The sequence below is a fragment of the Novipirellula galeiformis genome, assembly GCF_007860095.1.
In the GTDB taxonomy this organism is placed as follows: Bacteria; Planctomycetota; Planctomycetia; order Pirellulales; family Pirellulaceae; genus Novipirellula; species Novipirellula galeiformis.
This window is the reverse complement of record NZ_SJPT01000017.1, coordinates 49296-76279: the sequence shown is the minus strand read 5'-3', so window position 1 is coordinate 76279 and position 26984 is coordinate 49296. Positions and strand designations below refer to the sequence as shown.

The window sequence follows — 26984 nt, the reverse complement described above, 5'->3', positions numbered from 1 at the left end:
GATCGTTCGAACCGTCAAAAACGAAGCGTCACCAGGAGTGCGGTCGCAGACGGTCTGCGCAGGTCGCGAAAAACGAGGCCCGCAGCCGCACTGGCAGACAATCAGGAAACGCACAAAGCGGCCCAGTTGCTGGCTGCAACTCGGCACCCCGGGCCATCTCCGCCACCATCATCAGTCCTGCGGTCACGCGACAAGAAAGCAAAACCCTTCTTAAATTCTCTAGGCGATCGCTGAATCTTCAAAGCGTTCCACCGGCCTTCTTGAACCAAGGCCTTGAACATCGGCTCCGCTCGTGCCTCGCTCCGCGATGTCAAAGCCTAAATTGTTTACTGTCTGTCATCCCGTCGGGATGACAGTTGCGCAAACCCAAAACCCCACAACCTCAACTTTTCCACAGCCCACCCTTACCCCCAGTCGCTCGCCACCCTCCAGTCGCTCGCCCAAAGTGAAGCTTTTGGGGGAAGGTGGTTTAGAGTTGGGATGCCTAATGGGCTTCGAGCCAGTTTTCACCCACGCCCATCTCGACGACGATGGGGACACTCATCGGCATCGCCGTCTTCATCGCTTGTTCGATTACCGGCATCACCGTTTCGCGTTCGGTTTTGGGCATGTCGAAGACGATTTCGTCGTGCACCGACAATAACATTTTGGTTTTAAAATCGCCTTCGGTGAGCGCTTCGTGAACGCGGATCATGGCCAGTTTCAACATGTCCGCTGCGGTCCCTTGGATCGGGCTGTTCATTGCCAGACGCTCTGCAGCACTGACGACCGTTTTGCTTTTTGAATTGATGTCGCGGATGTAGCGACGTCGACCGGTCCGGGTTGCCACGTACCCGTGCGTTTTGGCAAACGCAATCGTTTCATCGATGTAACGCTGGACGCCAGGGTACTTTTCAAAGTAGTTGGCGATCAATTCATTGGCTTCGGCGCGGGGAATGTTTAGCCGTTGTTGTAGACCGAAGCCAGAGATGCCATAGATGATGCCAAAGTTAACCGTCTTGGCCTTGTCACGCATCTCGCGGGTGACGTCGGCGGGGTCGACTTTATAGACCTTGCTAGCCGTTACGGTATGAATGTCTTCTCCGCTGATAAAGGCTTCTAGCATCGCCTCGTCGCCACTCAGTTCGGCCATCACGCGAAGTTCGATTTGCGAATAATCGGCCGAGAGCAGCAGATGGTTTTCGTCACGGGGCACGAAGGCGGCGCGGATTTCGCGACCGCGTTGTTTGCGGACCGGGATGGTTTGCAAATTGGGATCGTTCGATTGAATGCGGCCGGTTGCCGTCCAGGTTTGGCTGTAGTGCGTATGCAAACGCCCGGTCTTGGGATTGACCGCTTGGGGGAGCTGGTCCACGTAGACGGACTTCAATTTGCGAGCGCCGCGATATTCGAGCACGTCGCGGATGATGGGGTGTTTTCCGGAGAGCCGTTCGAGTTCGGCTTCACGCGTCGAATACTGGCCCGTGGCTGTTTTTTTAGGGTTCTTTTCGAGTTCCATCTCCTCGTAAAGGACGACCCCGAGCTGCTTGGGCGAATCGATATTGAACTCATGACCGGCGCTTTCGAAGATCTGGTTTTGTAGCTCCTCGATTTCGCCGCTGAGCGTGCGGGAGTACTCCGCCAACGCGTCGCTGTCCAGCCGGATGCCTTCGTGCTCCATGTCCACCAGCACGCGGACGAGCGGAAACTCCACTTCGTAACATACCTGGCTGACGCCAGCGGCTTCGAGATCGGCGCGTAGCACTTTGGCAACCTGGAAGGTCACGTCGGCGTCTTCACAGGCGTACTCGGCCACGCGTTCGACTTCGACTTCACTCATGTTCTTCTGTTCTTTGCCCTTCGGCCCGATCAAATCGCTGGTGGGAATCGGTTTGTAACCGAGGTACAGCGTCGAAAGGTAATCGAGGCCATGCCGCATCTCAGGCTCTTTCATCGAGTGCGCCAGCATCGTGTCGACCAACTTGCCGCGGACATCGAATCCATGCCATCGCAACAACGATAAATCGTACTTGAGGTTATGCCCAATCTTTTCGATCGACTCGTCTTCAAAGATAGGGCGGAATTCGTCGATCACCGCATGGGCTTGTTCGGGATTGTAGGGACAAACGACGTAATAGGCCGAATGAGGTTCGAAGCAAAATGCGATCCCCAGCGGAAAGGCGGAGCGTGGATCGAGCGAAGTGGTCTCGGTATCGAAACAGATCGAATCTTGCGTTGCCAGCTTGGCGATCAACTCGGCGCGCTCGGCGGCGGTATGAATCGTGTGATATTGATGCGGCACATCTTGAATCGTTTTCTCTTGCACCGGTTCATCGAATAGCGTCGCTTGGATCTCATTTTCGCGTTTTTCGCGAACCACGTTAGCGCGCGCCGATGCGGCCGAAAAGGACTTGCCAAAGACACGTTTGCCGATCGCGTCGAACTCGAGCTCCGTCAGCAACGTTTTGAGCGCCGGAGTGTCGTAACTCTTCCAGAGAAAATGGTCGATGTCGGCGGTATGCGGGACGTCCAACTGGATCGTGACCAAGCTTTTCGAAAGCAACGCCTTGTCTTTGTTGGTTTCGATGTTCTCTTTCTGTTTCCCTTTCAATTGGGATACGTTGGCGTAGAGTCCTTCGATCGAGTCGTGTTGCGCGATCAATTTTTGTGCGGTCTTGGGGCCGATGCCTGGAACCCCGGGGATATTGTCGCTGGCGTCCCCCATCAATCCCAAAATATCGATGACTTGGTCGACTCGCTCAATTTCCCATTTCGCCAACACCTCTTTGACGCCGACGATTTCCGCATCGCCTCCCTTGCGCCCTGGTTTGTAGACAAACACATCTTCGGTGACGAGTTGGTCGTAATCCTTGTCGGGGGTGACCATGAAGGTTTGAAAGCCCTTGGCTTGAGCTTGATGTGCGAGCGTGCCGATCACATCATCGGCCTCGTAGCCAGGCATCCGAATGCTGTAGATGTTGAGGGCTTTGAACAATTGGTCGATCAAGGGCAATTGTTTCGCGATGTCCTCAGGCATCTGGTCGCGTTGGGCTTTGTATTCGGGGAACGCTTTGTGCCGGGCGGTCGGTTCGGGGGTATCAAAGGCGACCGCGATGTGGGTCGGTTGCTCACGGCGGATCAGATCGAGCACCGTGTTCAGCACCCCAAAAAACGCCGACGTACAGATTCCGCCCGAGGTGAATCTTGGACTGCGAACCAGAGCAAAGTGGGCCCGGTAGGTAAGCGCCATTCCATCGAGCAAGTAAAGCTTTTTGTCGCCAGGGAACAGGTTGGATGTTGTATCAGCCATGGTTGCTGCGAAATGCGAGAAGCGAATCGAGAGAGGACGCTCTTTTTATCGCACAATCGTGACTGACGTAAGCCGATCGATTCGCTACAACTATTTCCCCAGTGTCGCCCGGTGTCCGAACGCATGTCACCCACTGTCTCCGCCATCGGAATCGATGTGACGAAGACAGCGGATGTCGGAGACATCCGGCGACGATCGCCTACCCCCCCCTTTTTTCCTGATTGATCTGTATTTGCTATGCGTGTTCTTGTTACGGGATGTGGCGGGTTTCTCGGACGCGAGATCGTTCGTCAATTGCAGCAGCGTGGTGACACGGTCAGCGGCGTATCGCGGGGGGCCTATCCCGAGTTGGTCGCCAGCGGGATGCAGCACTTGCGGGGTGATTTGTCGGACGAAGCCTTCTCGAAGCAAGCGATCCGGGATGTCGATGCCGTGATTCATACTGCCGCGGTGGCGGGGGTTTGGGGACCATGGGAACACTTTTACTCGATCAATAAATTAGCCACCGATTATGTGATCGCGGCCTGTCAAGCCAACCACATCGCGCACTTGGTCTATACGAGCAGCCCGAGCGTGACGTTTGATTCACAGCATCAACGGAATCTTGACGAGTCCGCTGCCTATCCGAGCCAATGGTTGTGCCATTATCCCCATACCAAAGCGTTGGCCGAGCAAGCGGTGTTATCGGCTCACGACGCCGGTCGACTCAGCACGGTCGCGCTTCGTCCGCATCTAATCTGGGGCAACGATGATCCGCACATCATTCCACGTATTCTGGATCGCGCCCGTCGTGGGCGTTTGCGAATTGTCGGCGATGGCAGCAATATTGTGGACACCGTTCACGTCATCAATGCCGCGGCGGCTCATTTGGACGCGCTCGATTCGTTGGTCCAGGATCCTCGCCGTGGAGGAGGCCGCGCGTACTTTGTGGCTCAGGACGAACCGGTAAATTGCTGGGATTGGATTCGTGAGATCTGCACGATCGGTGGAGTCCAACCGCCAACACGAACGATTCGTTACAAGACGGCGTATCGGATCGGCGCGGTGCTGGAACGCGTTTATCGACTTTGCGGCAAAACGGACGAGCCGCCGATGACGCGTTTCGTTGCCGCACAATTAGCCAAGGATCACTATTTCGATATCTCGGCTGCGAAAGAACGTCTTGGCTATCGGGTGCGCATCTCGATGAAAGAAGGACTCGATTCGCTACGGGAGTCGCTCATGAATTCACCGGAGAACCGTTAAGCATTTCGGCGGCAATGATTCGGCGTCATCCTTAAATGAATGCAAACAAAATCATAACCCGACGCGCAACTTCAAAACGCGTAAGCGAGGGATTTTACGAGGGGTCCCCGGGTTATGAAATATCCTGCTTAGGTGCTTAGCGTCGACCAGTGATGGGCACGCCCGATCAATTGTTCGAGGTCGGCAAAGTACTCGGGATAAGTTTTCCCGGTGCACGACGGGTCCATGATCTTGACTCCCGCAATCCGCAATCCCGCTAACGACAGACTCATCGCCATGCGGTGATCATGGTAGGTTTGCAGTACGGCACCGTGTAAGCCTTCGCTGCCGTTGGCCGGAGGCGTGATCGTCAAACCGTCTTCATGTTCGGTGACATGGGCGCCAAGTTTGGTCAACTCGCATGCCAAGTCGCCGATCCGGTCCGTTTCTTTGAAGCGATTGTGGGCAACGCCACGCACGCGTGTGGGGCCGGTTGCGAACAGCGCCACGACCGCCAAGGTTTGCACGGTATCGCTGATCGCGTTCATGTCGACGTCGATGCCATGCAGTCTACCGCCGGTGACGGTAATGCCCGCTTCGTGCTCATCGACTTCGCAACCCATTTGTTTCAGCACATCGACAAATCCGACATCGCCTTGCATTGCCGCGTGAGTCAAACCGGTGACGGTTACCGAGCCACCACTGATGGCCGCCGCGGCCCAGAAATAGCTAGCGGCCGATGCATCGGGCTCGATGGCATAGTCGATGCCGCGATAGCCGTAGCCGTCGGTCGTGGTTGCGGGTGAAATGTCAAACGCGACGCTCTGGCCGGCCGCGAGTCCCGACGTGATCGTTTTTACGGTTGCTCCGAACGACTCGAGCACTCTGCAAGTCATCTCGACGTAGGGGCGTGAGACCAACTCGCCCTGGACCGCGATCCGAGTGGTTTGAGATCTCGGCGGATTCGCATCGCGTGGCCCGATCGGGGCTGCCATCATCAAGCCACTGAGGTATTGGCTGCTGACCGCACCACCGACTTCGATTTCACCTTCGCGCCAACCGGCCGAATCGATCGACACCGGGGGACAACCCTGCGGAGACTCGGCGGTAATACTGCCTTGGATCACGGTGGAGATGGCGTCAATCAAGTCACCGATAGGACGCTCGTGCATCCGTGGGACGCCGTGCAGTCGAAATTGGCCACCGGCGGCCGACAACGCGGCAGTGAGAAATCGGATCGTCGTTCCGCTGTTGGCGATGAACAACGGATAGGGTTCGTTGTCAGGCTTCGATGCGGTTTTGGCGGTGTCGTTGTGGACGGTGTCGTTGTGGACGGTGTCGTTGTGGACGGTGTCGTTGTGGACGGTGATCGTGCGTCCCCCCTCGGTCACGTCGATGTTCACGCCAATGGTGCGCAGCGCGTCGATCATGACCTCGGTGTCTTCGCTGCGAAGCGCCCCGCGAAGCTGGGACGTGCCCGCTGCGAACGCGGCACAAATCAAGGCTCGATTGGTCAGACTTTTACTGCCCGGTGGCTGAATCACTCCGCTCACCGGACCTCCTGGAATGACCTCGACCATGGTGGGGGCCGTAGCGGCGGAGGTGGGGGCAGGAGCGTTGGACGAGGACGAGTGAATATCGGGCATGTTACAGCATTACAGGTGGAAACGAGGTTGCATCGCCAGGGGCGTCCCTTGAGTCCGCACCATCAACGACCCGATAATCATAATCCCCAGTGTCCCGGTGTGAACCAACCATAAATCGCCGCTCAACGCGACCGTTCGCAGGGTGACGAAGGTCATTACCATCAATGCCACGTAAAACTGACGTTCGGCCCATCGAGCTCGCTCGCCCGAGCTGATTTTGCTCAAGAACAGGATGCCGATGGCGAGCATGGGAAGGATGATCGCATCAACGATACGGAGAAGGTGGGGAAGATCCAACAAGGGGGTTTGCTCCGCATGGCGTGATGAGATTAGGTCTGATTCCCTTGTCTCATTTTGTGAAGCCGACCCGATAGGTCGACTTTAGCGAATCGAGCAAAAAGACCGGAAATAGTTTTAGGGCGTTCCCGCAGACTTTGACTGCCTCGTTGGAAGTAGCGAAAGTCGCCAAACCGTTCGGCGAATCGAAACTCAGGCGGGGGGGATGGCTTCTGTGCGTGTGGAGCCGTAGCGAACGACCCAGGGACACCTAAGACCCTCCCCGCTCGTTCATATCGACCCTACCAAAGGGAGGGGGGGGCCTGGTTTGCATTTCCGCGAGGACGCGCAAAGCATCTGGCGCAGCCGTCGGGAAGCTGGCAGGGTAATGTCGCGTGATGCGAGGTCGGGTGTTGCGTGATGGGGGCCGATCGAGGCCACAACCGGATCCGTTCACTTAATCGTTAAATCTTTCCTCAAGGCGTCCAGCTTTCCCAACCGATAGAACCGATGGCCACGGTTGGCTATCGGTTTTCTGTTTGCGCGTTGGACTTCTGGATTGGATCTCGAGTGATGGACTACTCCACGATGATTGCCTCTGTCACAAAGACGCTATTGTTGTTGGGCATTTTGGTTGGACTCGCTCCGGCGACAGGATGCCGAATCTGTGGCGATTGTGAAGACCTCGCCTATCCAGCGTACGGAGGGGTATGGCAGCGGACGCGCCGCGACGAGGGGCGTGTCGGAAGTCTGTTTGACCCGGCTGGAGTCCGTGCATCGGAATTGGTGAGCCGCGATTTGCCACTCAGCCCCGATGAAAAAGAGCGTGCGTTGAGGAGCCAAAAAGATCGTCCTGAACCAGATACCGATGATATCAAATCCGATTCTGCATCGGACTCTGAGCTGCCCAAGCCTCGCGAAGATCGTCCAACGCCCCGCGAAGCGGATGACGACTTGAAACGCAAAGAGCAGGAATTACGAGATCTCGATCTCGATGAAATCCGCGTGATCCGCGGCAAGCCCGAGCCGCCCGCCAGCACGTAACGTGGGTGGCGAATGAAAGGCTCCGTTCGCGGGCGTTGGTCACCGTTGCGGTGTCGATCCATCATGGGCCCCCTGCGGGAGTGTGCTGTTTTCTGGTTCCGGCCTGCTTTAGGCTGTATTGATCCCCTTTTTGTTTCACAACTCACGAGCTGTCGCCATGTTGGATCTTCGCCGTTTCGTCCGTGACATTCCCGATTACCCAAAACCGGGAATTCTATTTCGCGACATCACGCCGATCTTGGCGGACCCGCAAGCATTGGCTGCGGCCGTCGAGGCGTTAACCGAGCCGTTTTTGGACGCCAAGATCGATGTGGTTGCGGCCGCCGAAGCGCGTGGGTTCATCTTCGCGGCACCGCTGGCGATTCGACTCGGAGCCGGTTTTGTACCAATTCGTAAACCGGGAAAACTACCGTTCGATATGCACTCGTTCGCTTACGAGTTGGAGTATGGGACGGATGAGCTTCAGATCCATGTCGATGGGGTCAAGCCGGGCCAACGCGTCTTGATCGTGGACGACTTGCTTGCCACCGGCGGAACGATGGAAGCGTGTTGCCGGTTGTTGGAAAAGTGTGACGCCGAAATCGTCGGCTGCTCTTTCTTGATTCACTTGGTGCAACTCGGGGGCGAAGCACGGCTGAGCCCCTACCATGTTCATTCGGTGCTCAGCTACGACCAAGACGATGATGAAACCGAACTGAGCATTCAGAATGAGTTTCCAGGGCCGTCAGCCTAGGAGGTGGATATGGCATCCGAACGACTAGGAATGTCTTCGCTGCTTCCTTAACCAAGCGTTACGGCTTTTCGTTGATCTGTGGAATCAAAATCACAACCCGACGCGTTAGCGCGGGATCGCGTCAAGCTCGATATTCGCTCGCTTAGGTATCGGGATATGAACTATCGGCTCTAGCGTCCTCGCCCCGCGGCGTTCATCGTAGCGCGCCCACTCGCAGTGGACGTATTTGCGTTACATCACATCCAAGGACGCGTTACATCCAAGGCCGCAGTGTCTCGAGAATGCCCTTACAGACCGAGGCAAATGCGGATTGCAGGTACTTGGCGGTCCCGAGTTCCTCCCCAATTCTCGACGACGACAATACAGCGATAAATGCCAGCACCAAGCCGCCGAAGGCGATGGTCGCATTGTCGTTTTGGTTAGAGCGAGGGCCGCGGAACGGAATCCTCCATGACGAGGGAATCCGATCGGGTTTGGTGAGATCGCGCAAGCGACGAACGGCGAGTTGAGCGTTACCGTCCGGAGCGTTGAAAAACCATTGGGGGTGAACTTCCGTCCGCGAGTCGGCAAAGACGAGTTCCCAGGGGCCGGAAATCTGGATCCGTGACGTGTACTTTGCCGGCACGGTCAACGTGAATCCTTCAATCGACGTTTCTTGAACGGTCACGGGGATTCGTTTCCATCCGATTCGTATCGTGGCCTTGCCATCCGCTGCCTGAATGGGGCAGCGAAAGAATTGAGATTGCTCCTCTTCGGAGCTTGCTTCATTGGTCTGATACATACGACTTGATTTTCCATCGATGGGGCACAATGGATAAAAGAAAAGAGGAGTGTCGTGACATGGCTTCCCCCCGCGATACGACTCTCCAGCAAACCATACTCGAAAACTTGACGCCCCACGAACGCTTTCGTTGTGAGAATCAAGAAAGCGAGAGGGATGAGGGGAAGGATGCACTTTTTAGGGATTGTACCGGGACAATCGATGCTTTTGCGGTGATCCGGCAAGACCGTTGATCGCCAAGCCGACGCTTGCCAAACCGACGCTTGCCAAGCCGATGATTGCCTCGGGGGCGGACAGTCGAGAAAAACTGACGCCAGTCGTTGCCACGCCGCCGTCCGGGCGAGAGTGCAAATGACGAGGATGCGCCAGAACGCCAGGCGACGATGGACGCGATGTTAAACCTTGACGATTAGGTTAGCTGCTCCGCAAAAACCTATTGGGGGTGTCGTAACGATGGAATCGTGTCGATGGACAACACAACGGGGCTGTGCTTTTGCACGGCGTGCATCTTGTCCGATTGGCTCCAACTCAAGACTTTTGTCCCATGCGTCAAATCGCAATCCCACTGATTTGTGCGGGCTTCGCGACGATTACGTGGCTTTCCCTGTCGGCGGATGATTCGTCCCGTTTGCAGTTGGCTCGGCCCGTTCGGATTGCCGCGGCTCAAAGTGATCGGCTGGCGAACGAAGGCAAACTTCAACGACCGCGAGGCGACGACGACCTACTCGGCGGTGACGATTTGCTGATCGCGGATGACTTACTCGGTGGGGATGACCTGCTCGGTGGAGATGATCTGCTCGGTGGAGATCCGATGGCCGATGGTCTGTTGTCCGAGGGGGCGATGCCGTCGGATCCGCTGGACTATCTTGGACCGAAGCCAGAGCTTGCCAAACCCGAAGCGTCTCCGGCGAAGGATCCTCACGAGGCACTGTGGACCGAGAATTGTTACCCGTCCGCCGAAACATGCCGTAGTTGCCACCCCAAGCACTACGACGAGTGGAGCGTTAGCAGCCATGCCTATGCGGTGATCTCGCCGATGTTCCAGCGTTTTGAGCAAGTGATGCAAGAGTATACCCAGGGCACGGTGGGTTCGTTTTGCATGCGATGCCATTCTCCGGTCGCAACCCAATTGGAGATTCCTCGCACGACGAGTGTGTTGGATATGCCGCCGGTCGTGCGTGAAGGGGTGACGTGCATCTCATGCCATCGTGTGAACGAACACTATTGGCGTGGCAGCAACGGAGATCGTCGCATCGAACCGGGCGACATTCATCAACCCGTCGGCGGCGGTTCCTGTGGAACGGGTGTGGCTGAGGCGGTGGCCAAGGCAGATGAATTAAAACTGAAAACGTCGCCCCATCAAACTGGCCCCGGACAAGCGATGCACTCGGGCAGTTTCTTCTACGAACCGCTCACGAAAAGCGACCTCTGTGTGTCGTGTCATCAAGTGGCCGTTCATCCTGGGATTGGATTGGAAATCGTGCATGCCCAGTACCGCCACGGCCCTGCGGCGGCCAAGGGGATCAGTTGCCAAGATTGTCACATGGGGGCGGTGCCGGGCAAACCGGACGGCTACGAATATTGTCATGCCGCGGTAATCAACGAGAAGCCGTTTGGTGAAGTAAAGAAGCACTCCAATCATACATTTTGGGGACCAGGCTACTCGATCGCTCATCCAGGCGTGTTCCCGCACAACCCCAAGGCCAAGCAGTTTACGCCGCGACAATGGCTCGATTTTGATTATCGAGCCGGTTGGGGAACCGACGAGTTTGAGCAGTCCGTTACGCCGGATATGCATTTTCCAGCCCCTTGGGATAACACCGATGACCGTCGAGATGCGCGGCGGATTATCGCGGCCAATCAGCAGAAGATTGATGAAAAACGATCTTCTGCGGTGATCACCCTTGAAGCGGGCGTCGACGTCAAAGGACCTTTCTTTTTGAGCGAGCCACGCTCGGGGACACCGCTAAAAATTGCCTACCAAGTTTCGAACACGAGCGAGGGGCATAACTTGCCCACCGGATCGCTTGGGGCGCAGCCACAATTATGGCTGAATGTCGCCTTGATCGATCCCGACGGACGCCGTGTGTGGGAGAGCGGTTACTTGGATTCGATGGGGGACCTCGCGGATATGAACTCCGTCGATGTGGCCCAAGGACGCGTGCCTCGCGACAAAGATCTGTTTAATTTGCAAACCAAGTTCTTGATCAACAATGTGCGTGGTACCGATCGCGAAGTGGCATTGCCGGTAAATTTCAGCGTCGATCCGATTCCGTTTTTGCGACCGGGTGCCGTGCCCGTGAGCGTCCTGAATCATCCACCGTTGATCCGTATGGAAGCGCACTCGATCGCACCGCTGGATCACCGCACGCCGAAATACCATATCCCGGCGTCCGTGATCCAGAAAAAAGGTCCCTATCGGTTGAGCGTCCGGATGCGTAGTCGCATGGAGCCGAATTACTTCATGCGTCAAATCCACAGTACGCCAGACATGATTCGCCGAATGAATGAAAACATGCTGGATTTAAGAACCCGTAGCCATACCTTCATCGTTCGATAGCGATGCCGGATCTCGTTTCTGAAACCGTGATTTCCTAGTGGAAATAGTTCTCGTGACGCAAGCAAGTAATATCGTCGATTTCGGACCGAGACGGCTTGACGCTGCACTTCGGACACCTTCACGTCGCTTCCCTCAGGGAGACGTCGCGAGGTTGAAATCGATGGCGCGCCGAACGCTTGTAGGTGTCCTAACGCTGGGAATCATGGTCGGATCTGCCGAGGGGGGGGATTCGCAAACTCCGACTCGGTTACCTGCGGTCAAGTCCTCGGTGCCTGCGGTCAAGGCACCCGCGCGTTTGCCAAAGGTCAATTCGACAACAACGGTGGCTTCTGCGGAGATGGCGCCTGCGGAGATGGCATCTGCAGAGATGACGTCGGATCACGAGGTTCCGTCGGTTGCCGTGGTGGAGGATCCGCCACTGCAGTTGTTTGCCGCGCAAGCGGTGGATCCGCCTGGGGCGACGAGTTTGTTGAGCGAGGTTCCTCAATACAAACCGGCGCGGCCTGTGACGGGATTGGATACGCAGCGGTTTTACCAATCGCTCGAGTCGCTGACTCAGCAAGCATGGCCGCAACATTCGCGGGATCTCGCCGCTTCGCTGAACCCGCTCGTTGAAAACACGCTGTCCGGAGCAGAAATGCCGAGCGACACGCTCGCCTCCGCAGGTCGCTTGAATTTTCCCGATCCGATCCTTCGTTCGCATCCGAATGCGGGGCTCGATACGCCGTTGTTTGCCGGTCGCAGCTCGCTCGATCCAAGTGTCGAGACGGAGGGCGATTTTTCGCGGGACTTCTCCGCTCACTATGCGGACGACTTTTCGCCAACGCCGATTCCTAACGCGTCGATGATCCATGATGGCCAACGAGAGCAATGGGCCTATGACGCCAAGCATGATGTGGCGACTCAGTATCCGTTGATCCAATGGGGCCGAGAGTGGTACGGCGATGGCATCACCCCCAAAGGAATCGATTGGTTCGGGCCGACGAATCTCGTTCGTCCCAAGTTTTATATGTACGGTGATTATCGAACCGGGGTCGCCGGAGGGCGGAATGCCCAGGGGCGTACCGATAATTGGGCCAGTCGGTTGAATCTTGATCTCGACTTGCAATTGACCGATACCGACCGCTTTCACGGTTTCGTCGGTCCGCTCGATAACAACAATCAATTCACCCGCTGGGAAAAGGTGGGCGACGATATCAAGTATCGCAGCGAATTCGATCTGACCCCCGTGACCGGCTTTTATGAAGGGGATCTCGGCGTATTGATGGGCGCTTCGCAATCGCGGACCTCTCCCTTCGAGTTGCCGTTCACGATCGGATTGGTGCCGTTGTTATTCCAAAATGGCATTTGGATGGAAGACGCCGTGACGGGGGCCGCATTCGCCTTGCCCGCGCGCCACAGTCGGTTGCTCAATTGGGCCAACTACGATGCAACGTTCTTTGCGGTGGTGGATCAATTGAACAGCGCTGCGTTCGGCAGCGACGAGCACGCCGCTCAAGCCTTTGGCACCGCTTGGTTTATCGATGCTTATGGTGGCTATATCGAAACCGGCTACGCGTACGTTCGCGATCGCAACGCGAGCGAGCGGAGCTATCACAACATCACCGCAAGCTTCACGCGTCGCTATCTCGATCGGATCAGCAACAGCGTTCGCGTGATCGTCAATAGCGGCCAAGATCTCGACAAGGATCAACGGACGGCCGATGGTGGATTGCTATTGGTCGAAAACAGTTGGATCACGGCGAAGCCGTTGACGGTCGTGCCGTATGCCAACTTTTTCTATGGTTGGGATCGACCGCAATCGGTCGCCCGGGCCGCCGGATCGGGAGGCATTTTGCGGAACACCGGGATCAACTTCGAATCGGATGGGCTGAACGGTTTCGCCACGCTCGACCCCACCGCGGCGGACACCGCCGGAGGTGCCGTGGGCGTGGATTTGATCGCGGATGATTTTGGGCACCAGTGGCTGCTCGAGTTGGCCTACGTGACACCGCATGGCAATGGTAACCCGGCGGTTCCCGATGACCAATTTGCTGCTGGAACGCGTTACCAGGTCCCGTTGAGCAACGCCACGTTGTTACGTTTTGACGTGATGTATGGATGGCGAGGCGAGCTAACGGACGTGTACGGGACTCGGATGGAATACCGTTGGAAGTTTTAAGTCGGGCGGCAGCCCGGCGCTTTGGCTCGCAAGGCAATCGCTTGTGCGTGCGCTGGAATTGTTCACTCGAGCAATGTGACAGATGGCGTGGGATTCAAGCCGTAGCTGCGTTCGCCAGAACGCGGTCCACCGTCTGGCGACGGTAGCTACATCAAAATTACAAATGCGCTCGTGCAGCGTCAAAACGCTTCAACCCCAATGCCTAAACTGGACGGCAGCACGAGGTGGTTTACCGCCGTTGGCGTAAAGAGAAGCGAGCCGGTGGATTGATGGCTCAAACGTCGTCCCTCGGGCTCAAACGTCGTCCATCGGGCTCATTGCCCCTCGGTCGCAAGCTTTCGGAAATAAGCTTCGATGGCTTCGCGGTAATGGGTGGGCAAATCGCGACTGATCTGTTGCAGCGCCTCGTTGCGTTCGGCCGGTGGCAAGTTCCCCCAGCCATCGCGATCCTTCATCTTCTTGGGGTCGACATCCCCTTTGCCGCTGGCGCCTCCCGCTTGGCTGTCGTTCATCGGCGCGCCTTGGCCACCTTGGCCTCCCTGACCACTGCTGGATTGTTGTTGCTGTTGTTGTTGCTCTTCGATTTTATCGATCAGTTTGGTCAACTTGTCGATGATCTCTTGTTCTCGTTTTTTGACTTCCTCGTCGCTGCGGCCTAGATCCAAACGCCGCGTCACATCGGTCATAATCCGAGAAATCTCGTCCAGGGAATCTTCTTTGAGCGGTTTGATGTCGGCCACCATCATGGTAGCGGTGCGAGAAAACCGGACGGGACAATCGTCTTCGTTTTCGAGTAGACGTCGTAGATCCGCCAACGCTTCCTTCTTCATCAGCATCGCGTGATAGCAGGCACCGCGGTAGAAAAGGACCGCCGCAGGATCGATCGATTCGGTAGGGTCGACTTCGGCAATCACGGGCAGCGCTTCGTCGTAGAGCCGATTGCGTACTAGCTCGCGTCCCAACCATGTGCGGACGCTCATCCGCATCGTTTTGGGCAGCGATTCAATTTCGCCGTAAGCCGACGTATTGGGATCGATGCTGGCGCCGGCTGCAGCCAAACTATCCAGGCTCTTTTGCGTGGAGCTAACCAATTTCTCGACCGAAGGGACGATGACGCGAATCGTTGCCACCAACGCGTCGAGGGGATCGGTGTCCTCTTTTTCGATTGCCGAGATGAATTCGTCCGAAGCTTGGTCCATCCGCTCGGGAACCGTCCCCAGTTCGTCGAGCGAGGAACGCAGCATTCGCGACATCGTTTCGACGTTATAGGCCTGCCAACTCGCACGCCGCTCCAACACATCCGCGCCGCATGCGACCGTAGCGGCAACCGCCATCGAGCACCAAACAAAGAGGGCGAGGATCCCGCGATGGACCGTGGTTTGGCGAGCTGATTGAGCCCCCACCGCACTGGGGCGCAAAGGACCCGACGCAGCGGAAGGGAGAGCTGGTCGAGACGTGTTGGGTGAAACCACAGACATCCTCGCAGGTTATTGATTGCGTTTGAGCACCAAGTCACGAGTGATTTGATACAGTCGATTTTGACGTTCGGACAAGTCTTGAAGCAATGGCAATGTCTCCTCTGCCGTTGATTCGTTTAATTCTAGCAGGTCCGCATAGCGGGACGTGCTCGTTTTAATCCGTGTTTCCATCGTACGGATCAATTTCAATTCGGCTAGGGCTTCGACGAGCGGTTGCTCCTGTTTTCCCCCCTGTTGGGGCTGTCCCTGCTGTTGCTGTTGCTTCTTTTCAAGATCGCGTTGGGCCTTCTGAGTGGCGGCAATCATCTCCTCGAGCGCTGCCAGGATGTCTTGCTGGATCCCTTGCGTCACGGCGTCAATCTTCGTTTCGGAGAGTCTTTCAGCCACATGGGTGGTATCCAGACGAATTTGCGAAACCACTTCGGGGAATGCGACACTCGAACCTTCTTCACGCAGTAATAGCATGGCCCGATCGGCTTCGAGCGTAATTTTCTTCTCTTCAAACGCCAAATCGCCCGCTTTTAGGTCCGTTTGACGATTGCGCTGGGATTGCGGCGTGGCGGCCAACGCGATCGTGTCATCGAGCACCTTGGATTGCATCGCCGCCATCCGTCGCAGCCGTGCTTCGAGCTTCGCCAACTCACGCTGCATCTCTTCTTCACGCAATTGACGCAAAATGCGCTCGAGGCGATCGATCGCTTCGCGTAAATTGTCTTCCGCTTCGCGTTGCTTCTCCGTCGCGTCGGCACGTTTGTTTTGTTCGAGTTCTTGCTCCGCTTCCTTCATCTTCTCGATCGCCTCTTGCAACTGCTGTTCGGCTTGTTGCTGAGGACTTTGTGGCGACGGAGCTTGATCCTGGGGCGAAGCGGATGACTCCGGTGGCGATTCGCCACTGGGGGGCGACTGCAATGGATCGCCACTGGGTTTGGAATCCGACGGCTTTGAGTCCGATGGTTTGGCATCCGATGGTTTGGGGGCTTCGGAGTCGCTCGGTTTGTTCTCGGATGGATCCCCGGAATCGCCCGACTTTTGCTCACTCGGATCCTGGGGGTCCATGTTGTCCCCTTTCGCGGACTTGCCATCGTCCGATTTGGCGTCACCCGATTTCGGATCCTTTGAGTCCTGGGGCGAATCCGATTTTTCGCCCGGCTCGGTTGGTTTCTTCTCGCCTTGGTCCTGCTTGTCGTCCGATCCGTCGTCGCCTTTTTCCTCTGCCGATGAATCTTCGGCGTCCTGGTCGGACAACTCGGCTCGGAGAGCTTCACTTCGCTTGGTGATCGCCTCTTGTTCGGCTTGGACCTCCTTCAAATCGGCACCATTCTCATTTCGTGCACGCGTACTTCGTTCGGACCGTTCGACTCGTTTGAGATCCTTGATCAAATTGGCAATGCGTTCCTTTTCATCCCGAATGCGTTTGGAGCGGTCCTCGCTCATCAACAGTTGCAACAATCCTTGGAGTCCCTCGGAGGCTCCTTTTTGTTTGTCAACTGCTTCTTGAAAGCGTTGGCTGCGAAGCGCTTCGGTGGCATCCTTTAATTGGCTTAAGACGAATTGATCGCGTGATTGCCGCGCGGCGCGGCGCAACAGAGCAGCCCGCTCGGGATTTTCGGCACCCTCAATTTCCGCCAACCGCAGCAACAATTCTTCGAGCCGCTCGTAGCGCGTCGCGACTCCCGTTTGGCGTTCGGGAAGATTCGACTCTTGGGCAAAAGCATCGCCACCGAACAGCAATCCCAAGGAGAACGCGATTGCGAAGGAGGTGAGAGTCTTGGTTGGGATCATGGTTAACTCATTATGATTGTGGCGCAGCACCTTGTTTCATAACCCGCAGCGTGAGCGAGGAATTCACTCTCGACTCGGTCCCACGCTTACGCGTCGGGTTATGATTTGTTGGGGGAAACTGCAATAACGCAACTTCACGACGGACGCGTCGGGGGATTTTGATTCCGTACCTCATTCAAAATGGGCAACGCTTTGTTGGTCAAGCGGTCAAGACATTTTGAGTCGTTGGGATGCAATCTCCGCCCTCGGATGGACTTGCTACTTAAACAAATCCAAGACGCGTTTTTTCTGTTCCGCCTTCGTTTCTTCCAATAGCTCGTCTTGGTCCTCGATCAATTCACGCACCATGTCAAGGATTTCATTATAGCTCTCTAAATCAAGCATTTTTTCCAGTACGGCGGTCAATTGCAGCAAAACATCCTCCGCCGTTTGCACCGCTTCGCCCGTTTTTCGAGCAGCCTCCTGCGTCACTTCCATGCTCTGTTCGATGCCGTGAATTTGGTCTTTCAAACGCTGCAGTGGTCCGGAAACGATGTTTTTCAGCGGGTCACGCACCCCTTCGCCAATCCGTTCGCGACGATCCACCGAATCGACTCGATTGTTGATCATCTCTTGCAACAAATCGTCCAGCGACGCTGCGATTCCCGATAACTCTTCGCTTGTTTTGTTTGCTTGCAGCCCGGTTTGTTGGACTCGCAGCAAACGAACTTGCGTGGTTCGCGTGTCATCGGCCTCTTCGCCGACCGCGTCGGTCACTTCCTCGAATCCGATGCGGCGCAACCGATCGAGCGTGTCACGCAGATTTCTTGTTTCATCAATCGTTTGTTCCAAACGTCCCCGAAGTGCCAATTCACGCCGTTCCAATAACGCTAACAATTTTTCAGGGGTCACGATTTCGAGACGGAACAATTCACTACGAGTTAGGTGAGATTTGCCAAGGTCGTAGCCATCGCGGGCCTCAGCAAAAACATTGATCACACTTCCTGGGGCGAGTTCCGCTAGGCGTTCTTGGGCAGCCCATTCACGCAAATCGATCTCCGTGGCGGCATCCCCTTGGCGGTCCCACTTTAGCGGCATACTGACGCCCGCAGGATCCGAGGCCGGGTCCCCTGGGGCCTCTTGTGTTTCGGTTGGGTCACGGATGGCTAACGGGGTCACCGAAACCTCCAATGACTCGATTCCATAATCGTCCTTGGCAACCACCTCCACTGGCATTTTGGCAATCGCAGTGACTGCGGTGCCGATGCCACGCAGTCGCATCTGTAGTTCGGGTGGTTCGTCCGTCACGACGCCGAAGAAGTATCGATAGGGGGCTTGGGCCGAGATGCCTTGTTGATCTCGCGGGACAATGCGAACGGCGGTCGAGCGGGTGAAGTCGTTGAGCACGATTTGTCCTTCGCGCCGATCTTCACTGGGGATCCATTGGGCGCGCTCGAATTCGCCCGAGTCGGTCCGCAGCACGACTTCGGTATCGCCCAACGGGACGCTGCTGGTCGCCGTCAATACGACTTCGCTGCCCTCGCGTAACCGCAAGCCCGCTTGGTAGTCGGTGCGGAGATCAAATTCCGAGGGGGCTTCGGGGCGTAGGTATTCGGGATAACGGACCGAGACATTCATGCGGGTGATCGCCGGAGGCGTAACCGCTTCGATCCGAAAATCGTCTAGTCGAGCATCAAGACCTCGGACACTGAGCGTCATCGAATCGCTGAGTCCGGCCAACGGCGGGCCATCGAGTACAAACGATTGATATCCATCGACCACGCGTCCAATGCGTCGCATATTCGATTGCCCACGCGTTCCATCGTCGCTGCGATAGTAAACGGTGCACACGACCGGGACTTCGGCTGCTTCGGCCAGGGCCCGAATTCGCAAGGTGCCGCTGCTACCGCGCGGAAGCTGGATCACCTTTTCTTCAAACTCGACCAACGTCGGCGCCAATGCTTCTTCGTCGGTGGCCGAGATGACCGGCAACTCAATGCCGACCATGTCAAGCGTGGCACGGCGTGGCCAAGGATCATTGGATAACAGCGTCAAACGAGTGGTGGCGCGGGCAAAGGCCGTCGGGTTGAGCAGCAACAACGCCAGCGCCGCAAGCAACATCGGGGCCACGAACATCGTTTTTCGCAGGATCGGTTGCCACGTGAAAATGCGGGTGGTGTCAACTTGGTCAATCGCCGCGGTCGCTTCGAGATGGACTCGCTTTAACAATTCCGGGGCATGGGAGTCGTTGTCTCGGTCGCTACGATTGAGTTGGACGGTCGTCACCAAGCGGCCGCCCAGGTGCGGATGTTGGCGTTCGACGAGCAAGGCCAAACTGTCATCGGGCAACGGACGACGCAAGCGTCCGATCAACAAACGAGCGACCATCATCAGCACGGTCACGGCAACGACCAGCAACAGAATCAAACGCGCCAGTGGCGGCATTTCGGTGCCGCCTAACAACACCGGCCCGTAATCCAACGCTAGCCCGAGCCAGAACGCGGCTAACACCACCGCGGCAATCGCCAGCAGCGAATCCACGATGACATACCGACGAATCCGCTGGCGTAGCGAATCGATCAGACGTCGAAGTTTCGGGTCAAGTGAAAGTGGTGTTCCCATCTAAGCCAATCGGTGCAATCGCCGGGTTACCCATTCCATCGTCAACATGGTCGCGATCAGCCACATCAGCACGATGTTGCGACGACGGTTGAAATCGATGTCCGGCGTTCCTGGCAATACGGTGGTTTGAGGTTGCGGTTTTAAAAACGAAACAAGTGACCCCGAGAGCGATTCGAGACTGGTTTCTTCCGACATCGGAGAATAAGTTCCACCGGTCACGTCGGCGAGTTGTTTCAGTTCGTCGTCGTTGCGTCGCGGTCGTTCGAGTTCGACGGTGGGCAAGCGGACTTGGACGCTTTGCCGCAGCACTTGTTCCTCCAATGCATCGCCGAGTGTCAGTCGTAATTCATAGCTGCCCGCCTCGCGGACCACAAACCGACCGCCATAGGTTCCCGGTCGCGGTTCGCCTTTGAGTGGTAACAATTGGATGTCGTCGATTCGGCCGCTCGGTGCCAGTAGTTTGGCGGAAACTTCGGGAACGTTCAGCGGTTCAAATTGATCGTCGGTCAAGATGGCGCGGACCGTGATCGTCTCGCCCACCATCGCGCGTGCGGAATCGACCAACAACACGCCTCGCGTGCTGTCACGCATCAACCGCCCTTCGCTGACCCACCGCACGAGCTTGGTGTAGTAGCTATCGAAATAGGCATCACTCTCGCCACGCAAACGCCATATTTCGCCGCTGCCTTGGAAGTAGACCCGACCGGCACCATAAAAGTGAGACGCTAAATAGACCGGTTTTGTACCCCCGATTTCGGTCGTGGGATCCGAGAAATTCGCATACACCTTGGCGCCGGGCTTGGCACTTTTGACGCCCACAAAATCATAGACACCACCAAATTGTTGCCAAATCTCGAAGCTTTCCTTGGCATCTTCGGCGATCCAAAGGAACTCCGCGCGACGCGCTTCGGCGGTGAATTCCAGAGGCCACGGATTGTCGCCACCTTGGCGTCCGCCGCTTAGCAACGCACCGCGAGTGGAGAGGTTGACGGGAAAGAAGCCCGAGATTCGGCTGACCCGCGGGTCGGTTCGCAAACGGGTCCATTGAGGATGGTAGACCGGGCCTGCGACAATGATTAATCCGCCCGCTTGTTGGCTGATCCAACGATCCATCAAATCCAATGATTCCGCTGGGATCGCGGTCCAATCGGGATCAAACACCATGATCGTATCGTATTCAAACAACGCTTCGGGTTGCGATGGAAACGCTTGCAGCACTTGATCGGCGTCTTGGCTCATTCCGGGTTTACCGGTTTGTAACCAGACATCCAACTCGATGGATTTATCACGGAACAGTAAATTGCGGACAAAACGATATTCACGTGTGGGGCCGCCTGCGATCGCCAAGACGCGAAGCTTCTTGGCAACGACCTCGTAACGCGCGTCCCTGGTATCGTCGCGTTTGTTTTGATCTTCGGCGGGCGAGACGACACGGACTGCTAAACGTCGACGGCCGACCGATTCGGGCTGCATTTCAAATCGGATCGCTGTCAACGTTCCGTCGCTGGTGACTTTGACCTTTTGGCTATCGATGACTTCGCCCAAGTTCGCCGGCGCGTTGGTTTCCTCGTTCCCGGCATCGTCATCGAGCTTGTCGAGCAATTGAACGTCGACCTCCAAGTCGCTCGCACCGCTGGCTTGTAGCATCGCCGTGATCGCGAACTTGTCGCCTGGGTAGACGCGGCGTGGTGCATCCAAATCGACGACACGAATGTTGGTCGGGGCACTGCTGCTACCCAAGCCGACTGGGAATACCGCAACTTCGCTACGTGTCGCCGTGGCGATCGCCGAGGTCATGCCCGCGCCGCCGTTATTTTGGCCATCACTGAGCAAAACCACGCCGGCGAGCGTGGAAGCATCGTGGTCGGCCAAGACGCTTCGCAGGGCGTCGCCGATGCGACTTTGGGTGCCGGTCGCCGCAATCTCTTTGCTCCAATCGGAAACGCGAAGCGGGGTTGCCGATTCGTCGGTTTCCTCGTCCACAGGGTCTCGCTCTAAACCGGGGTCCGCCGGACTTGGCTCTCGACCGAGTATTTGTGCCAAACTGTACTGGGTCTCGATCGCGTAGACGCCGCCAAGGCATACGATTCCCAGCGCCAGCGAGAGTGCCGCGCCGCCGACGCACCAACCGATCGGCTCGACCCGTCCGGCAACTCCGAATAGCAGCGACAAGATCGAAAAGACGGTTCCTAAACCAATCAGTAGCACGCCTCCGACTGCCCATTTCGAGATCCCCGGCTGCGCAAGGTCCTTTTCGGAGGGATCGGAATTCGTAGCGGAGAGTCCTCCACGCGATTCCAATAATTTCGGTTCGCTGGTTTGGTCAAATGCATAAACACTGACGCGATGTTCGCCTTCGAGTCGTTTCAGCAGATCCGTTTTTCCAAGCAAACTCGCCACCCGCTCGGAGCGACTCTCGGTGCTTGCCAACGATCCGGCCGGCAACGACATGCTCTGGCTGGTGTCGACCAAAATCGCCACTTCACTCGGCCGAGTGACCATCCGTTCGGTGCGGCGATGGAGATCAAAGAAGAAAAAAATCAGGGCTGCGATCGTGACCAATCGCAATCCGATCAACGTTCGCCCGGTGATCACGGCCAAGGCGTTTGTATCGCGACGATAAAGACGGATACAAACAAACAGGATCGCGGCGAGCGCACCGATCAACAACGCCCACGACCACCAACCTTCCAAGGTGGCCGCTCGGGCGAATTCGTAAACCACGTGCTGAGTGTCGCGATTGACGGAGTCCGTCACCGCGGAAGTGAGAGTTTCATTCACGTTTGGATTTAGCGTTTCATTCATCTGGCAGCTCGCAACGAAAAGGCTCCGAGATGACTGGCCGCACGTTTGCCGTCGGTCGTTGAGGGGGATGCCGTGTGATAGCTAGCCCAGTAGGCAAGGGCTTGTTCGGCCGCCAGCAGCGTGATCAATAATCCCAGCAAGAACAACGTCAACGTCGAACTGCCGGCCGTTTGATTCTCGGCGTTCCATGCTTCACTGCTCAAAAATTTGACTTCCACTGGCAACAATCCTTGTTGGATGATTGCGGGGTCGGTGCGTTTTAAGTTTCCTTCGCCCGTTCGAATCACGGACGCCACGGGGACGATTTTGACACGTCCATCGGTCTGGGTGATCGCCCACTCGGAAATACCGGGGTTCAACACATCGTTCACGCTCGCCTCATCCGCAATCACCATCTCCATCGGATCCAAAGCCACGCGTGCGAGCACGCCGGCGTTGTCACCGTCAGCGATCGGTTCGGCGACCAATTCGATCGGCACTCGCGGAGGGGACTCGGTCGCAGGCAAGTAGGTTGCTTCGGGAGCGTATTGATCCAGGGCTAGGATTCGCTCGACGGGATCATCGATAAAGCGATGCGTCGCAGGGGCTGCACCACTCCATAAATCCGCATTGGCCTGCAACAGGAACACCACAAAAGTGGGATCCCCCGGCCAATTGGTCCATTGCCCATCAATTCCGCTGAGCACGGTGATCACGCGACCTCGATCGACATCGTGCTGAGTCACAAAGGGATTGCCGTCACGACGCTTTAAGACGGTTTTTACACGCGGGCCATTGGGATCAAGCTCCTCCGCCATCGCCGGTGACTGGAGCGTCCATGTACGCGTCAAACCGATCAGCGACAATGCCGCGTCTCCGCCCGCTTTCAGCGGCGCGAGAAGCTCCGGAGCGTCCCCAAAGACCACATCGGCCGACGCGTCGCCGCTCGCATGGGCCACCGGCGCGGACTCTCCTAACGGCATCGGCAACAGTCGTCGTCCGTTGGAAAGTAAATTGCGATTGTACGAATCACGATTGACGTCGTCGCCCAAGAACCAAGCCACCCCGCCGCCGCGTCGCACGTAACGATCCAATGCATCGGCGACGTTTTCATTGATCTCGGGTAAGTTAATCAAGTACACGGCGCGATAGGCGGCGAAGGTTTCCAGCGTTGCCGATCTTAAAAACGAAGGAGGCTGGACATCGGGAATGGCTCCGATCCGAACCTGGCTCCCTGGATCGAGTACTGACGCGACATGGTACGCACCGCGCGCGTCGGGATCGCCATCCACGATCAACACCTTTTCTGCATCTGAGAGTGGCAGGGAACAGGTGCGTGTATTGTCGATCGAGAGAGCGTCATCCGGTAGCGACACTTCGATCGCGTGGGTTCCCTGTTCGGCAATAAAGACTTGGAAGGTCACCGTGACCTCTTCGCCCGCCGGGATCGATTCGATCACGCGTGTTGGAAGCGGTTCGACCCGCCCGCTGGTCACCAAGGTCGGATCGGGCTGAGGAATGTCGCTTGGATAGTGGTAAACGCGTGCGTCGAGCGAGACGTTGTTGACGTTGTTGGAACCGTAATTGCGAACGGTGGCATGGATCACCACCGGCACGCCAGCGACCCAGACGTCTTGTACCGGTGAGAGATCGGTGACCGCTAGATTCGCTGCTTCCACGGCGGCACAATCGATCAAGCGGATCGAGACATCGTCCGCTGAGATCGCTCGCATCGATTCGGCCAAGCGTTGCGGCGCTGCCCAATCACGGTCGCGAAAGTCGCTGGCGATATACAAAACTTTCTGGTCCGCGGGAGTCGATTGGATCAATTTGCTCGCCAAATCCAAGGCGGGAACCAGGTCGGTCAGCAACGACGAGGCGTCCGTCGACATCACGCGGCTGATTAAGCGTGAATCGGAGGTGATCGTTTGAGCGGACAAATCGGCTGCGGAATCACCCGATTCGCTTCCTCCACGGACGGTCAGCGCCGCCCGACTCGATCGCATCACGGTCAATTGATGGTTGCCGTCATCGGTTGCCAAACGCCGCGTCAGATCTTGCAGTGATTGCAAGGCCCTCGCATAGGCGAGCGAACCGCCGCTCGAATCTCCCATCGAGTAGCTGTCGTCCAACACGACGACGTGATGGGTGGTGGTTCCGCCCAGCACGCCGAGCATTTGTCCGCCGCCGGTCCATCCGCATAACATCGCAATCAAGACCGTGGCCACCGCCAAACGAGCCAACAATAACAGCAGTTGGCGCAAGCGAATCCACTTTTTCTGCTTGCGGTAACTCGCGAGCAAAAAGTCCATGGCGGCCCACTTTTGTCGTCGGTGCCGAAGCATGTTGATCAAATGGACCAACAAGGGCACGGCGACGAACAAGAAGCCGATCGTTAATGCGGGGTAGAGAAACAAGGGAAGTTTAACGTGAATAAGGTGAGGTTGAAATGATGGAAGCGGTAGCCGAGCGAAGGCCCGCGGTGACTAGCGTTTCAGTTTAGGGAGCGATTGGCGCGCGGCGAGGAACTTGGCGAGCACGGCGTCCAACGGTTCGCTGGTGCGAACCTGTAAATAATCGATCGACAATCGCCCGCACGCTTTTTTGGTTTGGCTCAAGAACGTTTGCAACGCTTCGAGATAACCTTCTCGCAAAGCGCGAGGGTTGCAATTGAGAAAGTCATCGCTTTCGAGTCCTTCGAATCGCGTGGCGCCGCTAAATTCAAAATCCATTTCATGATCGTGTAAAATATGGAACATCGCCACGTCATGGCCACGTTGGCGAAGCATTCGCAACCCTTCCAACAATGAGTCGACGCCGAGCAAGTCAGAAATGATCACGACCAACCCACGGCGTGGAATGCTTTGCGAAATCTCCTTCACGACTGCGGACAAGTCGGTGCGTCCGTCGGCGCCGACCGAATCGAGCATCGAGAGGATTCGCGTCAATTGTTGTTGATTACTTTTCGCCGGCACGGTCGCCCGCACCTTGGTATCAAACGTGACGAGTCCGGTCGCGTCCTTTTGCCGCAACGCCAGATAGGCAAGTGATGCGGCAATCGATGCTGAATAATCAAATTTATTCGAGTCGCCATCACCGTACGCCATGCTAGCGGAGCGATCGACCAACAGCGTCAAGCGAAGATTCGTTTCCTCTTCGTATTGCTTGATGTGCAAACGATCTTGACGTGCATACACCTTCCAATCGATGTGACGAATCTCGTCGCCTCGAGTGTATTGGCGGTGCTGCAGGAATTCGATCGATTGCCCAAAGTAGGGACTCCGATGCATTCCCGACAAAAATCCTTCGACCACTCGCCTCGCCGACAACTCCAGACGACGAATGCGGGCGGTAACCTCAGGACGCAAATATTTTTTGGAAGCGGGCATCGCGGGAAAGTTCATCCTCGGTCGTTGGCGTCGCGGCAATAATCCGTTCAATCACGTCGTCACTGGTCACGCCGTCGCTTTCGGCAGCAAAATTGACGACCATGCGGTGCCGGAGCACCGGTTTGGCCAAGTATTGAATGTCTTCGATTTGCACATGAAAACGTCCTTGTAAAAGTGCCCGTGCCTTGCCACCGAGAATCAGGAACTGAACTGCCCGTGGACCCGCTCCCCAACCGACCAATTCATCGACAAAGTCGGGGACGCCGTCGCCTCCGACGCGGGTTTGCCGGACCAGCGAAAGGGCGTAGCGAACGACATGGTCGCTGACAGGGACTTGGCGAACCAGTTCTTGCAGTCGCAGAATCTCTTCGGCTCCCAACACCGCTTCGACCTTTTCAGCAGCCTTGCCCGTCGTGCGACGCGCTACTTCGAATTCTTCGTCGAAGCTGGGGTATTCCACAAAGACCTTGAACATGAAGCGATCTTGTTGGGCTTCGGGAAGCGGATAGGTTCCCTCTTGTTCAATCGGGTTCTGAGTCGCCAACACAAAAAACGGATCGGATAAGACGTGGCGATGACGCCCCACCGTGACTTGCCGCTCCTGCATCGCTTCGAGCAATGCGGCCTGCGTTTTGGGTGGGGTGCGGTTGATTTCATCCGCCAACACGACATTGGCAAACAGCGGCCCTTCCATAAATCGGAAGTCGCGTTTCCCGCTGGCCCGATCCTCTTCGATGATCTCCGTTCCTGTCACATCGGCGGGCATCAAGTCGGGGGTGAATTGAATGCGGCTGAAGGACAGGTCCAACGTTTGGGCCAACGTGCTGATCATCAACGTCTTGGCCAGCCCCGGTACCCCTTCGAGCATGCAGTGACCACGGCTGAACAGGCAGATCATGATCTCGTCGATGACGATTTCCTGGCCCACGATGATTTTGCCCAACTGCTCGATAATCCGCTTGCGAGCGTCATGTAACAGCTTCGAGTCTGCCTCGCTGATCCCGTTTTGATTTGCCGCGGCGTCTGCGGACATGCAACATCCTTCGCTGAAGAGGTAGTCAATCGTGGAGTGGTTTGGCGACGAAAGCATCCGCCTATTGGTGATAACAGAATACCAGGAAATTCAACTTCAAGCGCCATGGGGGCCGAAAAAGGAAAGCTTGCCCCCTTTGCCAGGAAAACGGGCGGCAACGAGACTCCGATCTTGGGGGGAAACGCTCACTGGCAAGCCAGCGG

Annotated in this window: 16 protein-coding genes; 5 read left to right on the top strand and 11 right to left on the bottom strand. The window is 56.6% G+C overall.

Annotated features, from left to right (window positions below; all coding sequences use genetic code 11):
• Nucleotides 1–484: 484 nt before the first annotated feature.
• A complete protein-coding gene (gene polA / locus Pla52o_RS25730; protein WP_146597508.1) occupies nucleotides 485–3289 on the bottom strand; it encodes a DNA polymerase I in 2805 nt (934 codons plus the stop codon).
• Between the two features lie 237 nt (nucleotides 3290–3526).
• On the opposite strand from polA, the gene Pla52o_RS25725 reads away from it, so the two are divergent.
• A complete protein-coding gene (locus Pla52o_RS25725) occupies nucleotides 3527–4534 on the top strand; it encodes an NAD-dependent epimerase/dehydratase family protein (protein ID WP_146597507.1) in 1008 nt (335 codons plus the stop codon).
• Between the two features lie 128 nt (nucleotides 4535–4662).
• Here the strand turns inward: Pla52o_RS25725 and aroA are convergent, their stop codons facing one another.
• Nucleotides 4663–6159: a 3-phosphoshikimate 1-carboxyvinyltransferase gene (gene aroA / locus Pla52o_RS25720; RefSeq protein WP_390620929.1), complete on the bottom strand. Its 1497-nt coding sequence runs from the start codon at nucleotides 6157–6159 to the stop codon at nucleotides 4663–4665.
• Between the two features lie 9 nt (nucleotides 6160–6168).
• Nucleotides 6169–6459, bottom strand: coding sequence for a hypothetical protein (locus Pla52o_RS25715; protein ID WP_146597506.1), 291 nt, complete (start codon nucleotides 6457–6459; stop codon nucleotides 6169–6171).
• Nucleotides 6460–7008: 549 nt separating this feature from the next.
• Here Pla52o_RS25715 and Pla52o_RS25710 point away from each other — a divergent pair.
• Nucleotides 7009–7479: a hypothetical protein gene (locus tag Pla52o_RS25710; RefSeq protein ID WP_146597505.1), complete on the top strand. Its 471-nt coding sequence runs from the start codon at nucleotides 7009–7011 to the stop codon at nucleotides 7477–7479.
• Between the two features lie 157 nt (nucleotides 7480–7636).
• Nucleotides 7637–8212: an adenine phosphoribosyltransferase gene (locus Pla52o_RS25705; protein ID WP_146597504.1), complete on the top strand. Its 576-nt coding sequence runs from the start codon at nucleotides 7637–7639 to the stop codon at nucleotides 8210–8212.
• 253 nt (nucleotides 8213–8465) lie between these two features.
• Here the strand turns inward: Pla52o_RS25705 and Pla52o_RS25700 are convergent, their stop codons facing one another.
• The gene (locus Pla52o_RS25700) at nucleotides 8466–8993 is read right to left on the bottom strand and encodes a hypothetical protein (protein ID WP_146597503.1); all 528 of its coding nucleotides are present in this window, start codon (nucleotides 8991–8993) and stop codon (nucleotides 8466–8468) included.
• Nucleotides 8994–9537: 544 nt separating this feature from the next.
• On the opposite strand from Pla52o_RS25700, the gene Pla52o_RS25695 reads away from it, so the two are divergent.
• Nucleotides 9538–11553 (top strand): multiheme c-type cytochrome, encoded by a 2016-nt coding sequence (locus Pla52o_RS25695; RefSeq protein WP_146597502.1) that lies wholly within the window; start codon nucleotides 9538–9540, stop codon nucleotides 11551–11553.
• A 160-nt stretch (nucleotides 11554–11713) separates the two neighbouring features.
• Nucleotides 11714–13714 carry a hypothetical protein gene (locus Pla52o_RS25690; RefSeq protein ID WP_197169537.1) on the top strand — a complete coding sequence of 667 codons (2001 nt, stop codon included), beginning with the start codon at nucleotides 11714–11716 and terminating at the stop codon, nucleotides 13712–13714.
• Between the two features lie 314 nt (nucleotides 13715–14028).
• On the opposite strand, the gene Pla52o_RS25685 is transcribed toward Pla52o_RS25690, so the two are convergent.
• The 7 genes from Pla52o_RS25685 to Pla52o_RS25655 form a co-directional block, all read right to left on the bottom strand.
• Nucleotides 14029–15192, bottom strand: coding sequence for a hypothetical protein (locus Pla52o_RS25685; protein WP_231612667.1), 1164 nt, complete (start codon nucleotides 15190–15192; stop codon nucleotides 14029–14031).
• A 9-nt stretch (nucleotides 15193–15201) separates the two neighbouring features.
• Nucleotides 15202–16974, bottom strand: coding sequence for a hypothetical protein (locus Pla52o_RS25680; RefSeq protein ID WP_231612666.1), 1773 nt, complete (start codon nucleotides 16972–16974; stop codon nucleotides 15202–15204).
• 258 nt (nucleotides 16975–17232) lie between these two features.
• On the bottom strand, nucleotides 17233–19575 hold the full coding sequence (locus tag Pla52o_RS25675) for a polyketide synthase (RefSeq protein ID WP_146597501.1): 2343 nt from the start codon (nucleotides 19573–19575) through the stop codon (nucleotides 17233–17235).
• Complete coding sequence (locus tag Pla52o_RS25670) at nucleotides 19576–22380, bottom strand: VWA domain-containing protein (protein WP_231612665.1); 2805 nt, start codon at nucleotides 22378–22380, stop codon at nucleotides 19576–19578.
• Nucleotides 22377–24776, bottom strand: a complete 2400-nt coding sequence (locus Pla52o_RS25665) for a BatA domain-containing protein (RefSeq protein ID WP_197169536.1) — start codon at nucleotides 24774–24776, stop codon at nucleotides 22377–22379. Before Pla52o_RS25665 ends, Pla52o_RS25670 begins: the two co-directional genes overlap by 4 nt.
• A gap of 69 nt (nucleotides 24777–24845) precedes the next feature.
• A complete protein-coding gene (locus Pla52o_RS25660; protein WP_146597510.1) occupies nucleotides 24846–25727 on the bottom strand; it encodes a DUF58 domain-containing protein in 882 nt (293 codons plus the stop codon).
• Nucleotides 25717–26781 (bottom strand): AAA family ATPase, encoded by a 1065-nt coding sequence (locus tag Pla52o_RS25655; protein ID WP_146597499.1) that lies wholly within the window; start codon nucleotides 26779–26781, stop codon nucleotides 25717–25719. The genes Pla52o_RS25660 and Pla52o_RS25655 overlap by 11 nt, the downstream gene beginning before the upstream one ends.
• Nucleotides 26782–26984 lie beyond the last annotated feature (203 nt).

What these genes read in the sequence shown, in the direction of transcription:
- polA (WP_146597508.1), bottom strand. Translation starts at nt 3,289, where the DNA reads ATGGCTGATACAACATCCAACCTGTTCCCTGGCGACAAAAAGCTTTAC.
- Pla52o_RS25725 (WP_146597507.1), top strand. Translation starts at nt 3,527, where the DNA reads ATGCGTGTTCTTGTTACGGGATGTGGCGGGTTTCTCGGACGCGAGATC.
- aroA (WP_390620929.1), bottom strand. Translation starts at nt 6,159, where the DNA reads ATGCCCGATATTCACTCGTCCTCGTCCAACGCTCCTGCCCCCACCTCC.
- Pla52o_RS25710 (WP_146597505.1), top strand. Translation starts at nt 7,009, where the DNA reads ATGGACTACTCCACGATGATTGCCTCTGTCACAAAGACGCTATTGTTG.
- Pla52o_RS25705 (WP_146597504.1), top strand. Translation starts at nt 7,637, where the DNA reads ATGTTGGATCTTCGCCGTTTCGTCCGTGACATTCCCGATTACCCAAAA.
- Pla52o_RS25700 (WP_146597503.1), bottom strand. Translation starts at nt 8,993, where the DNA reads ATGTATCAGACCAATGAAGCAAGCTCCGAAGAGGAGCAATCTCAATTC.
- Pla52o_RS25695 (WP_146597502.1), top strand. Translation starts at nt 9,538, where the DNA reads ATGCGTCAAATCGCAATCCCACTGATTTGTGCGGGCTTCGCGACGATT.
- Pla52o_RS25690 (WP_197169537.1), top strand. Translation starts at nt 11,714, where the DNA reads ATGGCGCGCCGAACGCTTGTAGGTGTCCTAACGCTGGGAATCATGGTC.
- Pla52o_RS25685 (WP_231612667.1), bottom strand. Translation starts at nt 15,192, where the DNA reads ATGTCTGTGGTTTCACCCAACACGTCTCGACCAGCTCTCCCTTCCGCT.
- Pla52o_RS25680 (WP_231612666.1), bottom strand. Translation starts at nt 16,974, where the DNA reads ATGATCCCAACCAAGACTCTCACCTCCTTCGCAATCGCGTTCTCCTTG.
- Pla52o_RS25675 (WP_146597501.1), bottom strand. Translation starts at nt 19,575, where the DNA reads ATGGGAACACCACTTTCACTTGACCCGAAACTTCGACGTCTGATCGAT.
- Pla52o_RS25670 (WP_231612665.1), bottom strand. Translation starts at nt 22,380, where the DNA reads ATGAATGAAACGCTAAATCCAAACGTGAATGAAACTCTCACTTCCGCG.
- Pla52o_RS25655 (WP_146597499.1), bottom strand. Translation starts at nt 26,781, where the DNA reads ATGTCCGCAGACGCCGCGGCAAATCAAAACGGGATCAGCGAGGCAGAC.